This window comes from Sphingomonas sp. FW306-05-A (genome assembly GCF_058782275.1).
Window position 1 is genome coordinate 792,577 of sequence record NZ_JBYSXN010000001.1, and the last position, 18,335, is coordinate 810,911.

Genomic DNA, 18,335 nt, shown 5'->3' on the forward strand with positions numbered 1-18,335 from the left:
GTCATGAAGGTCGACCTGTTCGATTTCGCGCTACCGCCGGAGCGGATCGCGCTGCGCCCTGCTGTGCCACGCGACTCCGCGCGGATGCTGGTGCTGGACGGCGCGGAGACGCGCGACCGGTCGGTTGCGGATCTCCCGACCACATTGCGGGCAGGCGATCTGCTCGTCTTCAACGACACGCGTGTGATCCCGGCGCAGCTGGAAGGGCGGCGTGGCGATTCGAAGATCGGTGCGACGCTTCACAAGCGCGAGGGGCCGCGCCGTTGGCGCGCGTTCATCCGCAATGCGCGGCGACTGAAGCAGGACGATGCGATCGACTTTGGTGCAGGCGTCGTCGCGATCGCGCGCGACCGCGGCGAGGACGGCAGCTTTGCCCTCGATTTCGAAGGGGACGAGCCGGTCGAGCTGCTGTTGGAACGCGCGGGGCGGATGCCGTTGCCGCCGTACATCGCGGCGCGCCGCCCGGCCGATGCGCAGGACCAGGACGATTACCAGACGATGTTCGCCGCGGAGAAAGGCGCCGTTGCGGCCCCTACTGCGGCGCTGCACTTCACGTCGGACTTGCTGGCGCGGCTCGGCGCGGCGGGCATCGACCATGCGATGCTGACGCTCCACGTCGGGGCGGGCACGTTCCTTCCGGTCAAGGCGGACGACACGACCGAGCACAAGATGCACGCCGAATGGGGCCGGATCGACGCAGCGACGGCGGATCGGCTCAATGCGGTGCGCGCGAATGGCGGACGCGTCATTGCGGTTGGTACGACCAGTCTGCGGCTGATCGAAAGCGCGACCGATGAGGCTGACATGATCCGCCCGTTCGAGGGTGATACGTCGATCTTCATAACGCCGGGCTATCGCTTCCGCGGGATCGACGGGCTGATGACCAACTTTCATCTACCGCGCTCGACGCTGTTCATGCTCGTTTCCGCGCTGATGGGCACTGACCGGATGCAAGGCGCCTACGACCATGCGATCCGCGAGGGCTATCGCTTCTACAGCTATGGTGATGCTAGCCTGCTGCTTCCGTCGAAAGGGTAACGATGCGCGCTTTCCTGGCTGCCACCCTGATGATCGCCGCGCCCGTCGGTGCAACGGTTACGGCGCAGACGCCGCCCCCCGCCGCCGTCACCCCATCCGCACCTGCGCAACCGACCGCGACGATCGTCGCCGAACCCGCAGCGGTATTTATCGCGGCATGCGATCAGGATGCGGACGGCCGCACCACGCGCGCCGAACTGACCGCGTGCGTCACGCGAAGCTTTGCACGGATCGACACCGCCAACAGCGGGTCGATCGGTTATATCGGATATGCCGACTGGGCTTTGTTATGGCTTGGTGATCGCAATGCCCTGCCGAGCCCGTTCGGCGTCGACACCAATCAGGACGACAGGATCACCCCGGACGAGTTGCAGGCGGAGTTCGGCCGGCTGTTCGACCGGTACGATGTCGATCGGAACGGCGTGGTGACGCGCGCCGAAGTCCTGTCGATTCGCAGCGGCCTGCGTCCCGTCGAAACCGGCAAGCGCGGGCGTCGCGGCGCGCGGTGAGGTGACCGCCGCACATATCGCGTGACTTGCGGCGCAACGCGTTGCTAGTTGCAACCGATGTCTCAAGTCTCCGACGCGCTCGTCCGCCCTGTGCAGGAACATAAGCCGACCACGCACAAGGGGTTGGTATATCCGTTTGGCGGGATCGAGCCGGAAGCGGGAACCGCGATGCCGGTCGCACCCGGTGTCCGCTGGGTCCGGCTGCACGTTCCGGGGCCATTGCGGCACGTCAACTGCTGGTTGCTCGACGATAGCGATGCACGCGGTGACGGTGTCGCGATGATCGATACCGGGATGAACACCGACGCCGCGCGTGATGCGTGGAAGGCGCTGTGGCGCAGCGATCTTGCCGGCGTGCGGGTGACCCGGATGATCGGAACGCATTTCCATCCCGATCATATCGGACTGGCCGGCTGGATGTGTGATCGCCACGCTGCGCCGCTCGTCATGACGCGGGGCGAGTGGCTCACGGCCCGGATGTTGATCGCGGATGCCCGCGAAGCCGTCCCCGGCGAAATGGTCGCGTTCTGGCGCGGGGCAGGGTGGGACGACGCGCAGGTCGCGCATGCCGAGACGCGTGGCTGGGCCGGGTTCCAGCGTATCGTCACGCCGTTGCCGCTCGGCTTCACGCGGATCGCGCACGACGACACGTTGACGATCGGGGGAGTCGCATGGCGCGTGGTCGTCGGGTCCGGGCATAGTCCGGAACATGCATGCCTCTACGACCCAATCGGCAAGGTGCTGATCGCCGGTGATCAGGTGCTGCCCCGCATCAGTCCCAACGTATCGCTTGGCGTGACCGAGCCCGAGGCCGACCCGCTCGGGGAATGGTTCGCGTCGATCGCGCGGTTGAAGCAACTGCCCGGCGATGTGCTCGTGCTGCCGGGGCACGGCGACCCGTTCACCGGGCTGGACCGTCGGCTTGATGCGATGGACCGCGAACACCGCGAGCGGCTCGACGAACTGCACGTGTTCCTGTCCGAACCGCGGCGCGCGGTCGATTGCTTCGGTCGGTTGTTCCGGCGCGCGATCGGCCCCGATGTCCTCGGTATGGCGACGGGGGAGGCGCTCGCGCATTTGCGGCGGCTCGAAGTCGAGGGGCGGGCCGAGCGTGAAATCATGGACGGCGTCTGGTGGTATCGCGCGCGGTGACACGCTAGCCTCTCCGCAACGCCACCGTGCGAATCACAGGAGAGCCCTATGTGCGATGAGCATACCGCAGCCGATAACGACACGTTCCTCGGCAATGGTGCCATCTCGCGACGGCAGTTCGGGGCGATGAGCGGCGCTGCGGGTCTCGCGATGCTGCTGCCCGCGCCGGCGAATGCGGCCACGATCAAGGGCCGCGACGTTGCGATCAAGACGCCGGATGGCAGCGCGGACGCCTATTTCGTCGCGCCAGCAACCGGCAAGCATCCTGCGGTATTGATCTGGCCCGACATCATGGGCTTGCGCCCGGCATTCCGGCAGATGGCGGACCGTCTGGCGCAGTCGGGTTATGCGGTGCTGGTCGTCAACCAATTCTACCGTTCGACTAAGTCGCCGTTCCTGGCCCCCGGCGAATCGTTCGACCAGCCTGAGGTCCGTGCCAAGATCATGCCGTTCACCAAGGCGCTAAGTCCGGCGGGGACGATGCGCGATGCGATCGCCTTCACCGCGTTCGTTGATGCGCAGCCGGAGGTCGATCGCAAACGCGGAATGGCGTCGAGCGGCTATTGCATGGGTGGACCTATGGTGATGCGGACCGCCGCGGCCGTGCCGGGCCGGATCAAGGCGGGCGCAACCTTCCACGGCGGTGGCATGGTCGGGAGCGAACCCGATGCGCCCGACAAGCTGATCCCGCAGATGAAGGCGGCGTATCTGATTGCGATCGCGGAGAATGACGATCAGCGCGCACCGACCGATAAGGATACGCTGAAGGCTGCCTTTGCCTCGGCAAAGTTGCCCGCCGAGATCGAAGTCTATCCGGGCACCAAGCACGGCTGGTGCCCGCCTGACAGCCGCGTGTACGACGCGGCTCAGGCGGACCGGGCATGGGGTCGCATGTTAGCGCTGTTCGGGCGGACGCTCTGACCACATTGACCGTGGGCACCGCATCGTTCTACTCCCGTTCCAGGTCGATTCGGGAGAGAAACAATGTCGCTGACGTTCTATACCAATCCGATGTCGCGCGGTCGTATGGTGCGCTGGATGCTCGAGGAAGTCGGGCAGCCGTACGAAACGGTCGTGCTCGATTACGCCACGACGATGAAGCACGAGCCGTATCGCGGGATCAACCCTATGGGGAAGGTCCCCGCGATCGTCCACGACGGACGGATCGTGACGGAGTGCGCGGCGATCTGCACGTATCTGGCGGATGCGTTTCCCGGCGCAGGCCTGGCACCGTCGCTCGACGACCGCGCGGACTATTACCGGTGGATGTTCTTCGCGGCGGGACCGGTCGAACACGCGGTTACCAACAAGTCGCTTGGCGTGGTCCCGAACGAGCAGCAGCAGCGCATGGCAGGGTATGGAACGTTCGACCTGACGATCGAGACGTTGACCAAGGCGCTTACGGTCAACCCGTACTTTGCGGGCCAGTCCTTCAGTGCGGTCGACGTGTACGCGGGATCACAAATCCTGTGGGGGATGCGGTTCGGCTCGATCCCCAAGAACGCGGTGTTCGAGGATTACGCGAGCCGCGTCACAAGCCGCGCGGCGTATGCGCGGGCTGCAGAAATCGACGACGCACTGATCGCTGCGGCTACAGAGGCCGCATGATAGCGCGCTAGGACTGCGGGGCCGGGTTGCGCTCTCGATAGGCTGCGAGGCGTGCGGGAAGCGCATCCATCACCTGGTTCCGCCATTCGGGGGTCGCGGTCGACCAGGCCGCAATCTCCGCAAGAGTCCGTGCGCATCCAATGCACAGAGCGCCGGTGGGGTCGATCCGACACAATGATACGCATGGACTTGTAATCGACGGCGCAGGGACAAGAGAACGCGCCGCCGTCACGGTCCGAGCGATCAGTAGGTCAACCGCGCGAGCAGGAAGTTCGGGACCGGGCCGTTCCAGTCGCTGTCGGCGAAGGACGGCTCGTCCGCTTCCGGACGCTGGGGCGGTTGCGCGACCGGTGTCGCGCGATCCTGCGACCGACCGCGCCGTGGTTCGCGCTCACGCCGTGGGCGTTCGGGAACGGAGGAGCGTTCGGCCTCGGGTGCGTCGACCGGCGCAGCGGCCGGTTGCGGCGCTTCGACGATTGGCACGATCTCGTCCACCGGCTCTTCGGCAACCGCGACTTCGGGCGTTGACTCGGTCTTGGGCTTGGAGCGCGTGCGCCGCTTCTTTGGGGCAGGGGCCTCGCTGGCGTCGGCAACGGGGGGCGCGTCCTCGACAGGAGTCGCTTCCGTGCTTGCGTAGCGTTCGATCTTGAGACCGGTCAGCTTTTCGATGTTCTGGATGTTTTCGGCGTCATCCGGCGTCGCGAAGGTGAAGGCGACACCGGTTGCTCCCGCGCGACCAGTGCGGCCAATGCGGTGGACATAGTCGTCCGGATGCCACGGCGCATCGAAGTTGAAGACGTGGCTGACGCCCTTGATATCGATTCCGCGCGCCGCGACGTCGGAGGCGACAAGGATCTTGACCTCGCCCTTCTTGAACCGGTCGAGTTCGGCGATGCGCTGCGACTGTTCCATGTCGCCATGAATCTCGCTCGAGGCGAACCCCGAGCGCTGCAGCGCCTTGTTAAGTTCGCGCACCGTGGTCTTGCGGTTCGAGAAGATGATCCCGGTCTGCACGTCTTCCGAACGCAGCAGCTTCATCAGCATGTCGCGTTTTTTTGCCGCGGTCACGTTGACCAGCCATTGCTTGATGTTGACGTTCGCGGTGGCGGGCCGCGCGACTTCGATCGTTTTCGGGTTCAAGAGAAACTTGTCGGCAAGCTTCTTGATCGGCGGCGGCATCGTCGCCGAGAACAGCAGCGTCTGCCGCGTCTTGGGGAGCTTGGTGCAGATTTCCTCGATGTCGGGGATGAACCCCATGTCGAGCATCCGGTCGGCCTCGTCGATCACAAGCATCGAACAGCCAGTCAGCAGGATCTTCCCGCGTCCGAACAGGTCCATCAACCGGCCCGGCGTCGCGATCAGCACGTCCACGCCTTTCTCCAGAGCGGCGGTCTGATCACCCATCGATACGCCACCAATCAGCAACGCCATCGAAAGCTTGTGATATTTGCCGTACTTCTCGAAGTTCTCAGCGACCTGCGCCGCGAGTTCGCGTGTCGGCTCAAGGATCAGCGTCCGTGGCATGCGCGCACGGGAACGCCCCTCGCCGAGGATGTCGATCATCGGCAGCACGAAGGCGGCGGTCTTGCCGGTGCCCGTCTGTGCGACGGCGACGAGGTCCTTGCCCATCAGGATCGACGGGATCGCACTCGCCTGGATCGGAGTCGGCTCGGTATAGCCGGACTCGTTGACGGCGCGCTGGAGTTCGTCGGAAAGGCCGAGATCGGCAAAGGTCATGCGGTGTCCGGAATGATCGTCCGGGCGAGAGCACCCGTAGACGGCGTCAAGCGCTTGCGGATTGGGCGTCGATTGTCAAGATAAAGGGCGATTTTCCTGCTAACGTCTTGCTTCCAGACGTTTGAACCGGTCGATCTTGCAGATGCTGCCCGAGCGAGCACGGATGGAGTCGCGATCGGCGCAGATCAATCCGTCGCTGGTCTGCTTCAAGTAAAGCCCGGAGTAGAAGTCGAGCGCAGGACAATGATCGTCGAGTTCGGCGCGCAGTCGGCTCCCATCGGCAATGATCAAGTCGACGCTGTCCGCACCAGTGATGACCGCACCCTCGAGCAGGTCGGCAGACACACATTTCGGACCGCGCTTCTCGTCCCAACGCAGAGCGCGATTTGGCATGGCCTGTGGCATGGGATGACCGCCAAGCACTCGTGGGATACGGATGATGATGCGCTGGTGGATCGTCACCTGCGCGAGTTCAATCCGATCGAGCGACACTGTGTCGGCGGACGCCACAGGAGCAAGCGCTAGCATCGCGATGAAAGGGAGGACGACGTTGGCCATGGGTACCGAGGGGGTTACCCTATGGGTTTGAACCGTTGCTGAACTGATTTGTGTTCACGACCGATTCAATCCCTCAAACGTCGCCTAGCGGCAATCAAAGGACGATCGCCACTCCCACTATCACTGCCCACATCAACAAGGAAATCAAGCTTGCGATGAGCAGTCCGAGGCCAGCGGATAGGGTCCGCCCGCTCGACATTGGCGTCAACCGCCTCTCATCCGTCCACTCGATACGCATCTAAATCGCTCCTATGCGAAGCCCTCTTCCTGGGGTTCACCACGTGATGGTGAATAAGGTTAACGGGTGATGCAAGTATTTGTTCACGATCCATCCCGAACAGAAGCTCGGTAAACCATGCTGCGATGCAGCATAACTGCCGCGCACTGGCGGTTGTTTGTGCGGCTAACTTTGCGAATGCACAGATGTCGTGAAAGCGTGCGGCCTGACCCGAGCCAAACGCGTTGGGGTTGCCTGACGCGACGATCAACGAACGGCACGTATCGGTCGATCGGTCCCCTCCGGATCCGTCGAGGATCGTAGCGAAGCCGGGGGGAGCATTTGCCTCCACAATCTCCCGCAGTGCGTTGCGACGGATTGGAATGCTCAAAAAGTACGACAAATCGTCGTTTATTTTGGGTTCTCGCTTGTGTCAGACGAGTTTGACGCTGGGTAACGCCATGCCCGACTACGCCGACGCCGGCGTCCCGCAGGTTCCAGCGCTCTTCTGCAAACCGGCCGATCGCTCGATCGGAATATTGGGACAAGGCCCTCAGAGGGCCATTGCGGCGTCGTTCGACCCGCCGGGAGCGAGAATGATTCCTGCTGCATCCTGCAATCGTGTGCACGGTTTGTCCGCGGCGCAACAGTCTGAGGACGCCTTCGCAACCGCAGTGCAAACGATGGATAATATATTTTGGTCCTACCCTGATCGTCGAGCGAAAACGGGCGGTTTGCGCATGGCTGTACCGTTTCGACACGTTCGGAAAGGAGCCGACAAACCGATTCGCGTGATGTGATGGATGGAGAGACGGACGCCCGCGCTTGCCGCAACCTAAAAACCCCGTATCGTCGTGCCAAGGCCTGGAATGGCGACGGCGCGGGGGGACAGATGGCGACAAACCTGATGGGCGAAGCGGACGCAGCAAGCGCCTCGACAACCGTTCCACAGCCAAGCCGTCGCGATATTCAGTTGATCATCACCGCGTCATCGCTCGGCACGATCTTCGAATGGTATGATTTCTTCATATACGGGACGCTGGCGGCGTCGGGCGTCATTGGCCGTACGTTCTTTCCCGCGCAAAGCGAATTGCTCCAGACCTTGTATGCCTGGGCAGGGTTTGCGGTCGGGTTCGGGTTTCGCCCGTTGGGCGCGATCCTGTTCGGGTTTCTTGGGGACCGGATGGGACGGAAATACACGTTCCTCGTGACGATCTCGATGATGGGTCTGGCAACCGCCGCGGTCGGCATGGTTCCGTCCGCCGCGACGATCGGCATTGCAGCCCCCTTGATCATTATCAGTCTTCGGATCCTGCAGGGCCTCGCGCTTGGCGGCGAATATGGTGGCGCGGCGATCTACGTCGCGGAGCATTCGCCGCCCGGCAAAAGCGGCTATTACACGAGTTTCATTCAGGCAAGCGTCGCGGGCGGGTTCATTCTCAGCCTTGCGGTGGTGTTGGCCACGCGCGGTATCTTGGGTGCATCCGCATGGGCGGCATGGGGCTGGCGAGTGCCGTTCGTCTTTTCCCTGCTGTTGCTGGGGGTATCGTTGTTTATGCGGCTGAAGCTGTCGGAAAGCCCGGTGTTCCGACAGATGAAGGCTGCCGGCACCACCGCGCGCAACCCGTTCGTCGAAAGCTTTACTTATCCCGGCAACCTCAAGCGACTCGCCGTCGCCCTGTTCGGGATCGCGGCGGGTCTGACGGTGATCTGGTACACTGCGATGTTTACCGTCCTGTCGTTCCTGGAAGGGCCAATGCGCGTGGAGGAAACCACGGCGCAGCTGATCGTCGGCGTGGGTGCGTTGGGCGGTCTGGGGTTCTTCGTGCTATTCGGGCGGTTGTCGGATCGGTTCGGGCGCAAGAACCCGATCATCATCGGTTATGCCCTCACCCTGGCGTTGCTGTTCCCGATCTTCTGGGTACTCGGCAGCGCCGCAAATCCCCAGCTTGCCGCAGCGGCGCGCCATGCGCCGGTGATCGTGTCCGGCCCATCCTGTGCCTACAACCCGTTCGCGGCGCGGCAAACCGATGCCTGTGGACAGTTGCTCGACACGCTGTCCCGCAAGGGCGTGCCGTACACCAAGGCCCACACGCCGGTTACGCTCGTCATCATCGGGGGGACGCCGGTGACCGACCGGAGCAGCGCGGGTCTCGACGCGGCATTGGTCGCGGCGGGGTATGATCTCGACCCGGTCGTTCCGCGCGCGCGCAGCATCGCGCTGATCCTGGTGGCAATCCTCGCGCTCAGCGCATTGTCGGGAATCACTTATGGTCCCGTCGCGGCGTTGCTGGCGGAGATGTTCCCGCCGCGGATTCGCTACAGCTCGATGTCGATCCCGTATCATGTCGGAACCGGCTATTTCGGCGGCTTCCTGCCGTTCATCAGCCAGTACATCGTCGCGCGCACAGGAAACCCCTATGCGGGCCTGTGGTACACGTTTGCTGTGGTGGCGATGGCGCTGGTCGTGACGACGCTCTGGCTAGAGGACGTACGCCCCGCCCGGTCGAAGGCGGGCTAGCCGAACGCGACGCGGACGGCTACCCGCGCTTGCATGACTGCGCCGCTTCGCCTCTCGCTCGATACCAATGCCCTCTGCGACAATTGGCGCGCGCTCGATCGGCTGAGCGGTCCCGCGGCATGTGGCGCCGCGGTCAAGGCGGATGGCTATGGGCTGGGCGCGAGGGGCGTGGTCGAGCGGCTTGCGCAAACGGGCGCGCGGGACTTCTTCGTCGCGAACTGGAACGAGGCGGCGGCGATTGCCGATCTCGTCAATGATCCCGCGATCGGCCTGAGCGTGCTGCACGGTGTGCGCGCCGAAGACATGCCCCTGGCAGGGCAGGGGTTCGCGCGCCCGGTGCTCAGCACGTGCGATCAGGTTCAGCGCTGGAGTTCCGCCGGCGGTGGACCGTGCGACGTGATGGTCGATACGGGGATGAACCGGCTCGGCGTGTCGACGGAGGATGTCGCACAAGGGCTGCTGAAGGGTATCGCGATCGACACGATCATGAGCCATCTTGCCCGTGCCGATGAAGACGTCGTCGCCAATGCGATCCAGCGTGACCGGATGGAAGCCCTCCGCGGAATGACCGGCGCGCGACGGATGAGCTTGGCCAACTCCGCCGGGATCGTGCTGGGTGCGGAGTATGCGTTCGACCTGACCCGGCCTGGCCTCGCTCTCTACGGCGGGGTTCCGCGGGACGCACTGGCAGGCGTGGTGCGACAGGTCGTAACGCCGCAAGCGCAGATCCTCCAGCGGCGCCTGCTCGCGGCGGGGGACTCTATCGGATACAACGCCCGCTATACCGCGACCCAGGCGGTCGAAGTCGCGATCCTCAATATCGGTTATGCGGACGGATATTGGCGTGGCTTTTCCAATTCCGGCCACGCGAGTGTCGGCGGTGCGCGGCTACCGGTCCTCGGACGCGTCTCGATGGATCTGACAGCGATCTCGGTCGATGCATTGCCGACGCTGGCTGAGGGGGATTGGGTGACGCTCGACTTCGCCTTGCCGGGGGCATCGGCGCAATCGGGCATGTCGCAATATGAATTGCTGACCGGGCTGGGTGCGCGGTTCGACCGGATCTGGTCCTAGAAAAAGGGCCCCCCTTAGGGGGCCCAGGAACGACTGGCCGTGGTCAGAACTTGAACGAGGCACCGGCATAGAGGAACCGGCCGACCGCATCATATTGCGTGGCGGCTTCGTTGCCGATCAGGCCGTACGGCCCGAGCTGGTCGAACAGATTGTCGACCCCGACGTAGAAGCCGAACTTCGACTTGGGCGTGATGTCGAGCCGCAGATCCGAATAGGAAATCAGCGGATAGCGTACCACCGAGTAGGAATCGGGGTTCGTCGGCGGGCGACCCTGCACCGAATTCTGCGTTTCGAACGCAAGGATCGTCGTCTTGTCATATCCGCGGAAGCGGTAGCCGAAGTTGAATAGCTTGTTGGAGACGTTCAGCGATAGCATGCCCTGCCATTCCGGGTCACCCAGGTTGCCGAGCTGCTGGATGATGAAGTTGGGGTCGTTGATGTCGGTATAATTGTCCTTCATCAGCGCCTTGGACACGATCGCGCGCAGCGCGAAGTTGACCGAGGATGACAGCTGTCCGCGGTAGGCGGCTTCGATGTCGATGCCCGAGTTGGTGTTCTTGGCATAGTTGAACGGTCCCGCGACGAAGGACGGGCCGGATGTCGGCAGCGTGATGACGGTGCCGTTGTTGGTCACGTCGCTTTGACCACGGAACGTGCCGTTCGGGTTGCGGAAGATCGAGGCGCAGAACGGATTGTTGATCCCGCCCGGGCTGTCATAGCATTGGTTAATGATCGTCTGCGGCGTCAGCGTGTTGATCGCCTGGCTGATCTTGATGTAATAGTAATCGACGCTCAGCGTGAGCCCCGGAACCGCCCGCGGCAGGAACAATGCCCCGACGGTCAGGCTGTCGCTGATCTCGGCGGTCAGTGCGCTGTTGCTGCCGTTGACCCCGGAAACGCCAGACGCCGCGCGGTTCGAGAAGGGTTCCGTCACGCCGTTGAAGGTCTGCGTCGTCGGAACGCCGGCAGCGGCGCAATTGCGGACGCGGTTCGGATTGTTGTTGATATTCTGTTGCCCGCAAGGATCCACCAGACCGTTGAGGAAGGTCTGCGTCAACGGCGAGTACAGGTCCGACTGGGTTGGTGCGCGAATGGCGCGGGCGTAGCCGGCGCGGAAGCGCACGTCGCGTATTGGCGCGTACGTCCCGTTGAAGTTGTACGCGACCACCGTGCCCGTGTTGCCGATGTTGTAGTTCGACACGCGGACCGCGCCATCGACCGACAGTTCATAGGCGAACGGCAGTTCCTTCAGCAACGGGACGCTGACTTCGGCGAACCCTTCCTTGACGATCTGGTTGGGCGGACGGAAGTCCGGGATCGTGTTGAGGAAGGTGCAGCCAGCCGCCGGGCAGGCAACCCCCGACGTCCCCGCGGTGAACGCGTCATACGCTGCGAATGCGGTTTCCTTGCGATACTCGCCACCAAGCACGAAGGCGATCGGACCGCCCGGCAGCGAGAAAAGCTGCGACAGGTCGCCCGCGACATAGCCGGTCACGTCGTACAGATTGGCGCGCTGGACGCGGCTGGAGGTGTAGCCGAAGTAATCGATCGCCGCGCGGCTTGGCTGACCCTCACCGAACAGGTTGACCGGAACGCACGCCGCATCGTCGTTGGCGGTGCTGGCGTCGGCGTTGATCCCGCACACGATCTGCCCGGAGGCGTTGCGCACCGCGTTAATCGAGTTGGCGTACTTCTGCCGGTTGAGATTGCCCGCAGTGCGGTAGAAGGTAGAGAGATTGCCGTAGTTGAACGAGACGTCATACTTCCAGTCTTCGTTGAACGTGCCGCGGACACCGACGATCGCGCGAGTCTGCTCGCGCAGATGATCCTCGCCGCGACCACCGAAATCGGTGTTGAAGCGCTGCGCAGTAAAAGTCGTCGTGCCGGGGGCGAGCGTCGACACCAGTTGCGCGCGGGCTTGCGGGGTCAGGAACGGGTTGTTGATGCTGAATGTGTTGTTGAAGAAGGTCGGCTGGCCTTCCTGATTGGCGTTCGCGCGGAAATATTGCGCTTCAAAATATGGGTCGAACGCGGGCGTGACCTGGAAGTGACCCGAGATGTACGCCGACCGCCGCACGAGCCCCGGAATTATGAAGCCGTTCTCAAGCAAGGTCGATCCGCGCCCACCCTGGCAGTTGCTCGATCCGTAGGGGCGGAAGTCGGTGATGCAATTGTTCGGCGTCAGGCTGCCGTCCGGGTTGAAGGCATAAGCGGTGCCGAACTGCGCGAGCGGATTGGCGGAGGCTGGGTTGGGAAGGCCCGAGCACGCGGCGGCTCGGCGCGCGGTGAAGGCGGTCGCGGACTCCCCGGTCGCTGCCACGTTCGGGCAGGTTGCGACGAACATGCCACCTCCCGAAATGTTGCCGTTCCGAACCCCGCGGATGAACACGCTGTCGGGAATGCCGTCCCCGGTCGAGGGTTCGGCCGGGCGAAGCGCGCCTGCCGACGGGTTGAGGTTCGCGCCGGTGTTCTGGACGGGCTGGAACTGATTGCGACCGCTGAAGGCGCCCGTGGTTTCGTCGCGATCACTGTTCAGCAGGGTGCCCGCATTGGCATATTCGAGCGAGATCGTCAGATTGGCACGACCTTCGGCGAAGTTATGCCCTGCGGTGATCGCGCCGATATACGAAGGGCGGTCGCCGCGCGACGAGATGCCCGACTGGCCACGGACCTTGATGCCCTCGAAGTCATGCTTGAGCACGAAGTTAGCGACGCCCGCGACCGCGTCCGAGCCGTAGATTGCCGAGTTGCCGCCGGTCACGATGTCAAGGCGTTCGAGCAGGTCATTCGGCACGATGTTGACGTCGGGCCGGTTGATCCCCGGCGTTGCAGTCACGATGCGCCGACCGTCGAGCAGCACGAGCGTCCGCGCGGTGCCGAGCCCGCGCAGATCGAGCGCGCTGATGCCGGCGCGACCGATCGCGTTCTGCGAGTTGGCCTGGTTCACCGACGAGCGCAGCTGCGGCAGCTGGTTGACCAGATCGCCGATCGCGACGCCGCCGCGGTTGAGCAGTTCGGACGCGGTCACCGACGTGATCGGAACTGACGACGACAGGTTGGGGCGATTGAGGCGCGTGCCCGTCACGACGATCTCGGCTGCGCTTTCTTCCGGAGCGGCAGGGTCGGTCTGCCCATCGGCGAATGTCGGACTTTCGATCGCAGGCTGTGTGACTGCACCAGGTGCTGCCGTTTGATCCGATGCTGATTGTGCGTAAGCTGCCGGAGCAGCAATGGTGCCCAAGGCAAAGCTCGTCGCCAGCGCCGTAGCGCTGAGCAAGGTTTGTAATCTCGCTAGGTACTCTCCGCGTTACAATCCTGCGTACAAGCAGGCCGTGACGACAAAAGAGACCAGACCGGAACCATCTCGCAAGAGGGTTCCGGTCGATGAACCGGGTATTAACGGACTTTTGCAACCGATTGTGACAATCTTGTCACGTTGGAAAGAGTGTCAGCGTTCGATACAGATCGCGATGCCCATTCCCCCACCAATACAGAGCGTTGCGAGGCCCTTATGCGCGTCGCGCTTGGCCATTTCGTACAACAAGGTGGTGAGTACGCGTGCGCCCGAGGCGCCGATCGGATGCCCGATGGCGATTGCGCCGCCATTGACGTTGACGCGATCGGCGTCCCAGCCCAGTTCCTTGCCGACCGACAGAGCCTGCGCAGCAAATGCTTCATTGGCTTCGATAAGATCGAGGTCTGCCATGGTCCAGCCCGCCTTTTCCAGTGCACGGCGCGTTGCGGGGACCGGGCCGATCCCCATCACTGACGGATCGACGCCCGCCGATGCCCAGCTTGCGATTCGTCCGAGGATCGGTGACCCACGGCGCTCGGCTTCTGCGCGGCTCATGATGACCAGCGCTGCGGCACCGTCATTAAGCCCCGAGGCATTCGCGGCGGTAACCGTGCCGTCCTTCTTGAACGCCGGGCGCACCCCGGACACGCTGTCGAGCGTCACGCCCGCGCGGATGTATTCGTCGTCCGACACGATCGTGTCGCCCTTGCGACCCTTGATGGTAACGGGGGCGATCTCGTCGCGGAAGCGGCCCGACGCGCGCGCGGCCTCAGCCAGATTCTGCGAGCGAACCGAGAATTCATCCTGAGCGCCGCGCGTGATCTGATATTGCTCGGCAAGGTTCTCTGCGGTGATCCCCATGTGATAGCCGTTGAAGACGTCGGTCAGGCCGTCCTTGACCATCGTGTCGACCAGACTGAGGTCGCCCATCTTCTGCCCGCCACGGATCGACTGCGCATGCGCGCTCATCGACATGGATTCCTGTCCGCCCGCGACGATGATCGTTGCGTCACCACAAGCGATCGCCTGCGCCGCCAGTGCAACCGTGCGAAGCCCCGAACCGCACACCTGGTTGACGCCCCAGGCCGGGACCTCCTTGGGAATGCCCGCCGCCATCGAGGCTTGCCGCGCCGGGTTCTGTCCCTGCGCCGCGGTCAGCACCTGGCCGAGGATCACTTCCGAAACCTCTTCCCCGGCAACGCCAGCCTGCGCCAGCGCGGCCTCGATCGCGACGCGACCAAGCTCATGCGCAGGCGTGCCGGCAAAGGCGCCCAGAAAGCTGCCCACGGGGGTACGCTTGGCGGCGGTGATGACGATGTCCTGCATGGCGGGCTCCTGGTTCAAAATGCCGCACGAAAAACGGCGAGCGACGAAAGAGGTCTTCTATTTAGGTTCCGGCAGAGAATTTAGCCAGTCCGACAGCGGCTCCCACAGTTGTGTTTGCGCACCACTCCCGACGATCATTCCGACATGCCCCGCGCCAAGATCACGGCGGTCCGCGAGGTTCGCCGCCGTCGCCGCGGGGACGATGCGGTCGTTGCGCGACACGAAGTCCACCGACGGACAATCGAGCGCGTCCGGGGTGATCGGTGTTCCCGATAGCGACCAGCCACCCGATCCCGGACCGTCCTGCGCGACGAAGTCCTCGAACAATTGCCGGCCGGCAGCGAAGGGCAGGGGGGCACCGGCATTTGCCCAATCCTCCATCGCGACGAACTGGCGCAAAGCGGGCGAATCAGGATCGGTCTGCGCGAAGGTTTCGTACTTGGCGATCGTCCGAGCAGGATCGAGCCGCCAGAAGCCGCTCTGCAGAACTTCCATCGGAACCAGTCCCATGCGCTCGCATACCGGTCGCGCGGTACTCCACAATTGCGCGATGTCGGACCGCGCGGCAGAACCCAGCCCCGCAAACCGCCACGGCGCGGCGACCAGCGCCAGACCGACCACGCGTGACCGTATCGCTGCGGCAAGCGCGATCGTGCCGCCAAGGCAATAGCCGACGAGAACTGGCGGCCGGTCGAACTTCGCGATCAGCGGGAGCAGAATCCGTTCGACATGCGCGTCGATATCCAGCGCCTTGTCCGGATTCGGGGTCCCCCAGTCGAGCAGGAACGGCCGGTGTCCCTGTGCCGCAAGCCAGCGCAGCAACGAACGGTCGGGGAGCAGGTCGAGGATATGCGGCGGGTTGATCAACGACGGAACGAACAGCACGGGATGTCCGCTCGACCCGCGCGGCGCATAGTCGCGGACTCGTGCCGTACCTTTGCGAAAGCGCGCCGGTGCCGGCTTGCGCGGCGTGGCACGCGACGCGTCCTGATACGCGCGCAGACCCGCCAGTGCTGCAGTGCGGCGCTCGGGTGATGCTGCAGTCTGCGTATGCAACATGTCGAGAAACAGCGGCAAAGGGCGTGGGGCGTATGATATTCGCTGCGGAGCCCCGTGTTGCAGCGCCGCAATAAAAGGTGGTAGGGTCTCTGAGACCATAAGGCGGGAGCCCTTCTCCATGAAGAAGACCATTCCGGGCGACGGCCCGGTGACGATCAAGAAATACGCAAACCGCCGCCTCTATAACACCGAGACGTCGTCCTACATCACGCTGGAACACCTTGCTGCGATGACGCGCGAGGGGCGCGATTTCAAGGTTATCGATGCGAAGTCCGAAGAGGATATCACGCACAACATCCTGACCCAGATCATCATGGAAGAGGAGCAGCGCGGTCAGACGATGCTGCCGGTGCCGTTCCTGCGGCAGCTCATCTCCATGTACGGGGATTCGATGCAAGCGATGGTCCCGGGCTATCTCGAGGCGTCGATGGACAGCTTCCGCCGCAATCAGCAGCAGTTCAAATCGGCAGTCGAGGGCGCGTTTGCCAATTCGCCGTTTGCCGAACTGGCGAAGCAGAACATGGCGATGTTCGAGGCCGCGACCGCGGCGTTCAAGCCCGGTAGCGAGCCCGGAGCAGGGAACCCTGCACCGCGGCCCGGCGCACCAGCGTCCGCAGCCACACACGCATCCAAGGACGATGAGATCGCCGCCTTGAAGGCCGAACTCGGGCGGTTGAACGACAAGGTGGAGAAGCTCGGCAGCTGACGGGGGAAGCAATGTGGTGGGGTGGCGCGGCGATCGCGCTTGTGGGGGCCGTGCTTGCGGGCGTCGCGGACTGGCGCCGCACGCGCCGTGACGACCTGGACCGCGTCGGCTGGCTGGACTGGCGGTCGGTCCAGATGTTCGCTCTGATCGCCGCGGCGCTGTGCGTGGTGGCGGGACAGCATGGGTGATGTCGGGGGCGAGATGGCCCTCAGCGCTTGATGGCCAATTTGGTCCCAAGCAGCACGAGCCGCTTGCCGGTGATCCCGAACCAGTGCGGGACGCCCGCCGGTATCAGAACCACGTCACCGGGCTTGAGCGCACGCGTGGTGCCCCCCAGGATCCGCGCCCCCTCGGTCAGATCGGGTTTGACGGCGGTGGGTGCGTCCAGCGTGCCGCCGGAAATTAGCGTGCCGCTTCCCGCGATGACGGTCGCATATTCCGCCTGATCCGGGTGGACCGCGGGGCGGCCCGGCTTCTTCCAGATCTCGACCGCCGCGACCGTTTCGCCGTCGCGCAATAGCGGCTTCCATGCGAAGCCCTGATCCGGCTTCATGTCCCGCTCCATTGCCGCCACTTGCGCCGTGATGTCGGCGGCGGAGGCGAAGGCGGTCGGGTCCGCGGCATTGCCCACGATCCCCAAAGCGAGTGTCGCGAGAAGAGCCGAACGTCCGATTGCGGTGCGCTTAACAGTCATGCCGATCTCCCATGGCGGTAGCTGCACGTCGCACTGCGCGCGCTACCTTCGCCCGGGAACATGACCGTATGGTTCGTCTCGCGCTAGCGATTTTGCAGACGCATGCACGCCTGTTCGACTCGATCGATCGTCGGCAGGCTGGTATGTCTTGGACTGGGAGGGGATGGCCAGTGCGAAAGCTGACAGGGGCCGCGTTCGTGTGGCTCGACGGGGTGGTACAGGCCCCGGGGGGACCCACCGAGGATCCGACCGGAGGCTTCGATCTCGGGGGTGGGTGTTCGGGGTCGCCGACGCGGTCATCGATTCCGTGATAAGTCGGCTATTCAACCCGCCTTATGCGCTGTTGCTCGGACGGCGGACCTACGACATCTTTGCGGCCTATTGACCGTTCGTCGAGGGCGCGATGGCGGACATGGGCGCGGCGCTGACCGCAGCGGATAAGTATGTCGTGACAGGCGGCAACCAGCCGCTTGACTGGGCCAACAGCGACCGGCTCGATGACATCGCCGCGGTCCGCGCGTTCAAGCCAAGCGACGGTCCGGATTTGCTCATCCAGGGATCATCGACGCTCTATCCCCCGCTGCTGGCGGTCGGGTTGCTCGACGAATTGGTGCTCATGACGTTCCCCTTGGTGTTGGGGACCGGGAAAGCGCCTGTTCGGACACGGCACGTTGCCGACCAGCGGTCATCCCGAACCCGTCATCAGCCGACCCGAGCACGAGCGCCTGTGTCGGATGCAGGACGGGGCTTGGTGACGTCAGCGACCTGTAGCCAGGTTGCAAGGGTGTGCTGATTATGTAATACACGTGGGCGCATCAGTCTGACATCCGGGGGACTGTTT

General features: G+C 63.9%; 18 protein-coding genes. 11 read left to right on the forward strand and 7 right to left on the reverse strand.

From position 1 onward, the window contains the following. Positions 1–3: 3 nt before the first annotated feature. The 5 genes from queA to AC3WJR_RS03720 all read left to right on the forward strand — a co-directional run bounded on the left by queA (position 4) and on the right by AC3WJR_RS03720 (position 4,307). Positions 4–1,038, forward strand: coding sequence for a tRNA preQ1(34) S-adenosylmethionine ribosyltransferase-isomerase QueA (queA, locus tag AC3WJR_RS03700; RefSeq protein WP_492722386.1), 1,035 nt, complete (start codon positions 4–6; stop codon positions 1,036–1,038). A gap of 2 nt (positions 1,039–1,040) precedes the next feature. Next, entirely contained in the window at positions 1,041–1,547 is a 507-nt protein-coding gene (locus AC3WJR_RS03705; RefSeq protein ID WP_492722388.1) for an EF-hand domain-containing protein, read from the forward strand. A 57-nt stretch (positions 1,548–1,604) separates the two neighbouring features. Continuing rightward, positions 1,605–2,699 (forward strand): MBL fold metallo-hydrolase, encoded by a 1,095-nt coding sequence (locus AC3WJR_RS03710; protein WP_492722391.1) that lies wholly within the window; start codon positions 1,605–1,607, stop codon positions 2,697–2,699. Positions 2,700–2,747: 48 nt separating this feature from the next. Then, positions 2,748–3,620, forward strand: a complete 873-nt coding sequence (locus AC3WJR_RS03715; protein WP_492722393.1) for a dienelactone hydrolase family protein — start codon at positions 2,748–2,750, stop codon at positions 3,618–3,620. Positions 3,621–3,683: 63 nt separating this feature from the next. Then, complete coding sequence (locus tag AC3WJR_RS03720; RefSeq protein ID WP_492722394.1) at positions 3,684–4,307, forward strand: glutathione S-transferase family protein; 624 nt, start codon at positions 3,684–3,686, stop codon at positions 4,305–4,307. Positions 4,308–4,314: 7 nt separating this feature from the next. Here the strand turns inward: AC3WJR_RS03720 and AC3WJR_RS03725 are convergent, their stop codons facing one another. The 3 genes from AC3WJR_RS03725 to AC3WJR_RS03735 form a co-directional block, all read right to left on the reverse strand. After that, complete coding sequence (locus AC3WJR_RS03725; RefSeq protein ID WP_492722395.1) at positions 4,315–4,539, reverse strand: DUF1289 domain-containing protein; 225 nt, start codon at positions 4,537–4,539, stop codon at positions 4,315–4,317. Positions 4,540–4,550: 11 nt separating this feature from the next. Further along, positions 4,551–6,044, reverse strand: coding sequence for a DEAD/DEAH box helicase (locus tag AC3WJR_RS03730; RefSeq protein ID WP_492722397.1), 1,494 nt, complete (start codon positions 6,042–6,044; stop codon positions 4,551–4,553). A gap of 99 nt (positions 6,045–6,143) precedes the next feature. Beyond that, positions 6,144–6,602, reverse strand: a complete 459-nt coding sequence (locus AC3WJR_RS03735; protein WP_492722398.1) for a hypothetical protein — start codon at positions 6,600–6,602, stop codon at positions 6,144–6,146. A 600-nt stretch (positions 6,603–7,202) separates the two neighbouring features. Here AC3WJR_RS03735 and AC3WJR_RS03740 point away from each other — a divergent pair. From AC3WJR_RS03740 to AC3WJR_RS03750, 3 genes are all read left to right on the forward strand, one after another. Then, positions 7,203–7,619: a hypothetical protein gene (locus tag AC3WJR_RS03740; protein WP_492722399.1), complete on the forward strand. Its 417-nt coding sequence runs from the start codon at positions 7,203–7,205 to the stop codon at positions 7,617–7,619. Positions 7,620–7,711: 92 nt separating this feature from the next. After that, the gene (locus AC3WJR_RS03745) at positions 7,712–9,340 is read left to right on the forward strand and encodes an MFS transporter (RefSeq protein WP_492722400.1); all 1,629 of its coding nucleotides are present in this window, start codon (positions 7,712–7,714) and stop codon (positions 9,338–9,340) included. 33 nt (positions 9,341–9,373) lie between these two features. Beyond that, positions 9,374–10,414, forward strand: coding sequence for an alanine racemase (locus tag AC3WJR_RS03750; RefSeq protein ID WP_492722402.1), 1,041 nt, complete (start codon positions 9,374–9,376; stop codon positions 10,412–10,414). Positions 10,415–10,457: 43 nt separating this feature from the next. Here AC3WJR_RS03750 and AC3WJR_RS03755 read toward each other — a convergent pair whose 3' ends face one another. The 3 genes from AC3WJR_RS03755 to AC3WJR_RS03765 form a co-directional block, all read right to left on the reverse strand. Continuing rightward, a complete protein-coding gene (locus AC3WJR_RS03755) occupies positions 10,458–13,691 on the reverse strand; it encodes a TonB-dependent receptor domain-containing protein (protein ID WP_492722404.1) in 3,234 nt (1,077 codons plus the stop codon). A 171-nt stretch (positions 13,692–13,862) separates the two neighbouring features. After that, a complete protein-coding gene (locus AC3WJR_RS03760; protein WP_492722405.1) occupies positions 13,863–15,035 on the reverse strand; it encodes an acetyl-CoA C-acetyltransferase in 1,173 nt (390 codons plus the stop codon). 57 nt (positions 15,036–15,092) lie between these two features. Next, positions 15,093–16,193: an alpha/beta fold hydrolase gene (locus tag AC3WJR_RS03765; RefSeq protein ID WP_492722407.1), complete on the reverse strand. Its 1,101-nt coding sequence runs from the start codon at positions 16,191–16,193 to the stop codon at positions 15,093–15,095. A gap of 19 nt (positions 16,194–16,212) precedes the next feature. Between AC3WJR_RS03765 and phaR the strand changes: the two genes are divergently transcribed. Together phaR and AC3WJR_RS03775 are read left to right on the forward strand one after the other, a co-directional pair. After that, positions 16,213–16,800: a polyhydroxyalkanoate synthesis repressor PhaR gene (phaR, locus tag AC3WJR_RS03770; protein ID WP_354280091.1), complete on the forward strand. Its 588-nt coding sequence runs from the start codon at positions 16,213–16,215 to the stop codon at positions 16,798–16,800. Positions 16,801–16,811: 11 nt separating this feature from the next. Continuing rightward, on the forward strand, positions 16,812–16,988 hold the full coding sequence (locus AC3WJR_RS03775; protein ID WP_492722409.1) for a hypothetical protein: 177 nt from the start codon (positions 16,812–16,814) through the stop codon (positions 16,986–16,988). A gap of 20 nt (positions 16,989–17,008) precedes the next feature. Here the strand turns inward: AC3WJR_RS03775 and AC3WJR_RS03780 are convergent, their stop codons facing one another. Further along, positions 17,009–17,494 (reverse strand): cupin domain-containing protein, encoded by a 486-nt coding sequence (locus tag AC3WJR_RS03780; RefSeq protein WP_492722411.1) that lies wholly within the window; start codon positions 17,492–17,494, stop codon positions 17,009–17,011. A 412-nt stretch (positions 17,495–17,906) separates the two neighbouring features. Between AC3WJR_RS03780 and AC3WJR_RS03785 the strand changes: the two genes are divergently transcribed. Beyond that, positions 17,907–18,287, forward strand: coding sequence for a dihydrofolate reductase family protein (locus tag AC3WJR_RS03785; RefSeq protein WP_492722413.1), 381 nt, complete (start codon positions 17,907–17,909; stop codon positions 18,285–18,287). Positions 18,288–18,335: the final 48 nt, after the last annotated feature.

Coding starts and splice junctions, on each gene's coding strand:
- queA (WP_492722386.1), top strand. CDS start 4: ATGAAGGTCGACCTGTTCGATTTCGCGCTACCGCCGGAGCGGATCGCG.
- AC3WJR_RS03705 (WP_492722388.1), top strand. CDS start 1,041: ATGCGCGCTTTCCTGGCTGCCACCCTGATGATCGCCGCGCCCGTCGGT.
- AC3WJR_RS03710 (WP_492722391.1), top strand. CDS start 1,605: ATGTCTCAAGTCTCCGACGCGCTCGTCCGCCCTGTGCAGGAACATAAG.
- AC3WJR_RS03715 (WP_492722393.1), top strand. CDS start 2,748: ATGTGCGATGAGCATACCGCAGCCGATAACGACACGTTCCTCGGCAAT.
- AC3WJR_RS03720 (WP_492722394.1), top strand. CDS start 3,684: ATGTCGCTGACGTTCTATACCAATCCGATGTCGCGCGGTCGTATGGTG.
- AC3WJR_RS03730 (WP_492722397.1), bottom strand. CDS start 6,044: ATGACCTTTGCCGATCTCGGCCTTTCCGACGAACTCCAGCGCGCCGTC.
- AC3WJR_RS03735 (WP_492722398.1), bottom strand. CDS start 6,602: ATGGCCAACGTCGTCCTCCCTTTCATCGCGATGCTAGCGCTTGCTCCT.
- AC3WJR_RS03740 (WP_492722399.1), top strand. CDS start 7,203: ATGCTCAAAAAGTACGACAAATCGTCGTTTATTTTGGGTTCTCGCTTG.
- AC3WJR_RS03745 (WP_492722400.1), top strand. CDS start 7,712: ATGGCGACAAACCTGATGGGCGAAGCGGACGCAGCAAGCGCCTCGACA.
- AC3WJR_RS03750 (WP_492722402.1), top strand. CDS start 9,374: ATGACTGCGCCGCTTCGCCTCTCGCTCGATACCAATGCCCTCTGCGAC.
- AC3WJR_RS03760 (WP_492722405.1), bottom strand. CDS start 15,035: ATGCAGGACATCGTCATCACCGCCGCCAAGCGTACCCCCGTGGGCAGC.
- AC3WJR_RS03765 (WP_492722407.1), bottom strand. CDS start 16,193: ATGGTCTCAGAGACCCTACCACCTTTTATTGCGGCGCTGCAACACGGG.
- phaR (WP_354280091.1), top strand. CDS start 16,213: ATGAAGAAGACCATTCCGGGCGACGGCCCGGTGACGATCAAGAAATAC.
- AC3WJR_RS03775 (WP_492722409.1), top strand. CDS start 16,812: ATGTGGTGGGGTGGCGCGGCGATCGCGCTTGTGGGGGCCGTGCTTGCG.
- AC3WJR_RS03780 (WP_492722411.1), bottom strand. CDS start 17,494: ATGACTGTTAAGCGCACCGCAATCGGACGTTCGGCTCTTCTCGCGACA.
- AC3WJR_RS03785 (WP_492722413.1), top strand. CDS start 17,907: ATGGGCGCGGCGCTGACCGCAGCGGATAAGTATGTCGTGACAGGCGGC.